This window comes from Dietzia sp. UBA5065 (assembly GCA_002415925.1).
In the GTDB taxonomy this organism is placed as follows: Bacteria; Actinomycetota; Actinomycetes; order Mycobacteriales; family Mycobacteriaceae; genus Dietzia.
Genome location: DIAZ01000156.1, coordinates 1 through 1701, shown reverse-complemented (window position 1 = coordinate 1701; position 1701 = coordinate 1). Strand labels below are relative to the sequence as shown.

The 1701-nt window shown below is 72.8% G+C and carries 3 protein-coding genes; all 3 read right to left on the bottom strand.

Annotated elements, in window-relative coordinates; genetic code table 11:
- The coding region (locus B4M60_RS12760; protein WP_291084602.1) for an enoyl-CoA hydratase-related protein at positions 1-254 on the bottom strand (254 nt) is incomplete at its 3' end.
- A gap of 62 nt (positions 255-316) precedes the next feature.
- On the bottom strand, positions 317-1258 hold the full coding sequence (locus tag B4M60_RS12755; RefSeq protein WP_291084599.1) for an SDR family NAD(P)-dependent oxidoreductase: 942 nt from the start codon (positions 1256-1258) through the stop codon (positions 317-319).
- Positions 1255-1701 (bottom strand): AMP-binding enzyme (locus tag B4M60_RS12750; protein ID WP_291084596.1); only part of this gene is annotated, 447 nt, incomplete at its 5' end. The genes B4M60_RS12750 and B4M60_RS12755, both read right to left, overlap by 4 nt.

Here is a 1701-nt window from a genome sequence, read left to right as displayed (position 1 = left end):
GTGCCGATGTCGTGGCCGGCGGAGAAGTGCTTGCCGTTGGCCCGGAGGACGATCACCTTGACCGAGTGATCCTCGACGGCCTTGATGAACGCGTTGTCCAGCGAGTACGTCATGACGGAGTTCTGCGCGTTGCGGAAGTCGGGCCGGTTGAGCGTGACGTAGGCGGTGGTGCCGGAGACCTCGTAGGCGACCGGCTGCGTGTCCGGCCCGAGGTCGTCGACCCCGAGGACCGGGGGGATGGGTGCGTCGCTCATGGGCGGGAACTCTCCTTACCTAGCAAGTGCTTGGTTGGTAACTGTACCGGACCCGCGGGGGTTCACGCCCCGTAGCCGCCGTCCACGTCGAGCTTCTGGCCGGAGATGAATCCCGCCCGCCCGGAGGCCAGGAACGCCACGGCCTCCGCGATGTCCACGGCCGTGCCGAACCGCCCCAGCGGGATGTTGCCGAGCGTGACCTCGAGGGCGATCCCGTCCAACTCGCCGGAGGCGATGAGCCGCTCGGCCATCCCGTCGGTGAGCATCCCCGGCCCCACGCAGTTCACGCGCACCCCGAACCGCCCCTCCTCGGCCGCCAGCCCGCGCACCAGCTGCTCGACCGCGCCCTTGGGTGCGGCGGACAGGCCGTCGCGGACGGGGTAGCGGGTGGTGGCGGCGGTGGTCACCGCGACGATGTTCCCGCCGGCCGATCGCAGGTGCGGGAGCGCCGGGTGCACGATCGAGAAGAACCCGGCCGCGTCGTCGTCCAGTTGGCGGCGCATCTCGGCCGGCGCGATCCGGGACAGGTGCACCATGGGCACGTGCGGACCGGCGCAGTGGGCCAGCACGCGGATTCCGCCGTGCCGGGTGCCGATCCCGTCGATCGACCGCGCGACCTCGTCGTCGTCCCCCGGGCCGGTCCCCGGCGCGAGGCGCACGCATTCCGCGGCCCGTCCCGCGACGGACAGCTCGTCCGCGAGCGCCACCGGCTCGGTCGAGCGGTAGCCCAGGACCAGCGGTGACCCGGGGAACTCTGCGGCCAGGCGGCGGGCGACCGCGCCGCCGATCCCGCCGGACGCCCCGGTCACCAGCACGGCCCCGCCGCCTCCGCCGCGGGCCCCGCCGCCCCGCCCGCCGCCGCCGCCGCCCCGCCCGCCGGAATCCGCTACCCCGCTGCCTGGTCCGCTACCCGCATCCGGGTAGCGGGAGTCGCGGGAGGGTAGCGGATCCCGGCGGGTGGCGGGGTCGGCGGGGGTTGCGGGGTCGGCGGGGTCGGCGGTCATCGGAGCTCCGTCTTGAGGATCTTGCCCGAGGCGTTGCGGGGGAAGGCCTCGACGAACTCCACCGATCGCGGCCGCTTGAAGTTGGCCAGGTGCTCGCCGCAGAAGTCCATCACGTCCCGCTCGGTCAGTCCCGAGCCCTCGCGGCGGACGATGAACGCCTTGCCGACCTCGCCCATCCGCTCGTCCGGGACCCCGACCACCGCGGATTCCACCACGCCGTCGATGCGGGCCAGGGCCTGCTCGATCTCGGCGGGGTACACGTTGAAGCCGCCGGTGATGTACATGTCCTTGAGCCGGTCCGTGATGCGCAGGTTGCCGCGGGAGTCGATCTCGCCCACGTCGCCGGTGTGCAGCCAGCCGTCGGGGTCGATGGTCTTGGCCGTGTTCTCCGGGTCGTCGAGGTAGCCCTGCATCACCATCTCGCCGCGGGTGAGGATCTCGCC